This is a genomic window from Streptomyces oceani, from assembly GCF_001751245.1.
In the GTDB taxonomy this organism is placed as follows: Bacteria; Actinomycetota; Actinomycetes; order Streptomycetales; family Streptomycetaceae; genus Streptomyces; species Streptomyces oceani.
Genome location: NZ_LJGU01000079.1, coordinates 1 through 1,349, shown reverse-complemented (window position 1 = coordinate 1,349; position 1,349 = coordinate 1). Strand labels below are relative to the sequence as shown.

Annotated in this window: 1 protein-coding gene and 1 pseudogene; both read left to right on the top strand. The window is 74.1% G+C overall.

Going from position 1 to position 1,349, the window contains the following annotated elements:
* The first annotated feature begins 132 nt into the window (after window positions 1–132).
* Window positions 133–636 (top strand): ribonuclease FAU-1 family protein, encoded by a 504-nt coding sequence (locus AN216_RS00440; protein WP_070194544.1) that lies wholly within the window; start codon window positions 133–135, stop codon window positions 634–636.
* 222 nt (window positions 637–858) lie between these two features.
* Window positions 859–1,349 (top strand): annotated as a pseudogene (locus tag AN216_RS00435) (hypothetical protein); the annotation flags it as partial.

Sequence of the window (1,349 nt, the reverse complement as noted above, 5' to 3'; positions counted from 1 at the left end):
GCGGGCGCGCGGTGCCTGACGCCGGGTGGCGGGCGCCGTCACTCAGGCTCCAGGCGGCGCGTGCCGGACGGTCCCCGTCACGAGACGGAAAACCGGGTGCCCGATCGAGGTCCGGTGCAGCACGCTGGTCGCATGGACGCGATGCTGACGGCCGGCGAGCCCGTGACGGTGATCCTCCGCAAGCACGGGCGGGCCGATGTGCGCTATCCGGCGACCGCGCTGGACGACGACGGCACACGGGCGGCCGTACGGGCGCCGTGGGCGGGCCCGCCCGTCCGGGACTTCGGTTTCGTGCGTTTCGAGCACGGCGACGTGTTCACCGAGCACTACTGGCGAGACCGCTGGTACGCCGTCAAGGAGGTACGGGCGGCCGACGGACGGCGTAAGGGCTGGTACTGCGACATGGCGCGGCCGGCGTGCGTCCGGGACGGCGAACTGACCAGCGTCGACCTGGAGCTGGACCTGTGGGTACCGGCCGACGGGAGCGCGGCGCTCCGGCTGGACGAGGACGAGTTCCTGGCCAGCGGTCTGCCCGAAACGGATCCGGAGGCCGCGGGACAGGCCCGTCAGGCACTGGACGAACTCGCCGCGCGCGCTCGCGCGGGCACCTTCACCGAACTGACCGCGGTGCCCTGACCTGACGCATCCCGTGGCCGGCGGGTCGCGCGGCTCCAGTGGCTTCCAGGGTTCCGAGTGCCACTCGGATACGCATCCGCTGGACAGCCGAGGTGCCGGGGCAGAGAGTGGACGCACGGGTCGCCGTGCGAGCGCGCGCGACGCGGTTCCGTCGCGACGTCGGTCAGGCGTGGGCAGTGACTGGTCGGGCGGTCGGGCACGGTTCGCGGGAGGCGGATACGGATGCGGCAGTCGGACACGGTGACGGCGGCTTGCGGCTACTGGCGTCGACGGGGTCTGAGCACCGAGCCGGAGCAGGTGGTCGCCGCTCCCGGTGCCGCGTTGCTGCTGCTGGCGCTACTGGCCGCGGTAGGAGACGGGACCCGGGATCAGGCCGATCCGGCGGACTCGGCGGACGCTCCGGCCACGCTCGGTCTCGCCGCACGCCACCCCCGAGTGCCCGCGCGTGGCGACGTGTTGCTGCCCTGCCCCACCGCCGACTGGCACGCGGCGCAGGCCGGGCTGCTCTCCCGGCAGGCGCACCCGGTTTCGGTGCCCGCCGAGTGCGGCGGAATTCCCGATCCGGTCGCACTGCGGGAGACCGTGCGCCGGGTCCGTGCCGGCGGCGGCGCTCCCCGGGTGCTGCTGCTCTCCGTGGCCGACGATCCCACGGGGACGATCGCCAGTCCCGAGCTCCTGCACGAGGTCTGCGAGGCCGCCGTGGACGAGGGCCT

Bases quoted from the DNA above. Each gene is read 5' to 3' on its own strand.
- AN216_RS00440 (WP_070194544.1), top strand. From the start codon at position 133: ATGGACGCGATGCTGACGGCCGGCGAGCCCGTGACGGTGATCCTCCGC.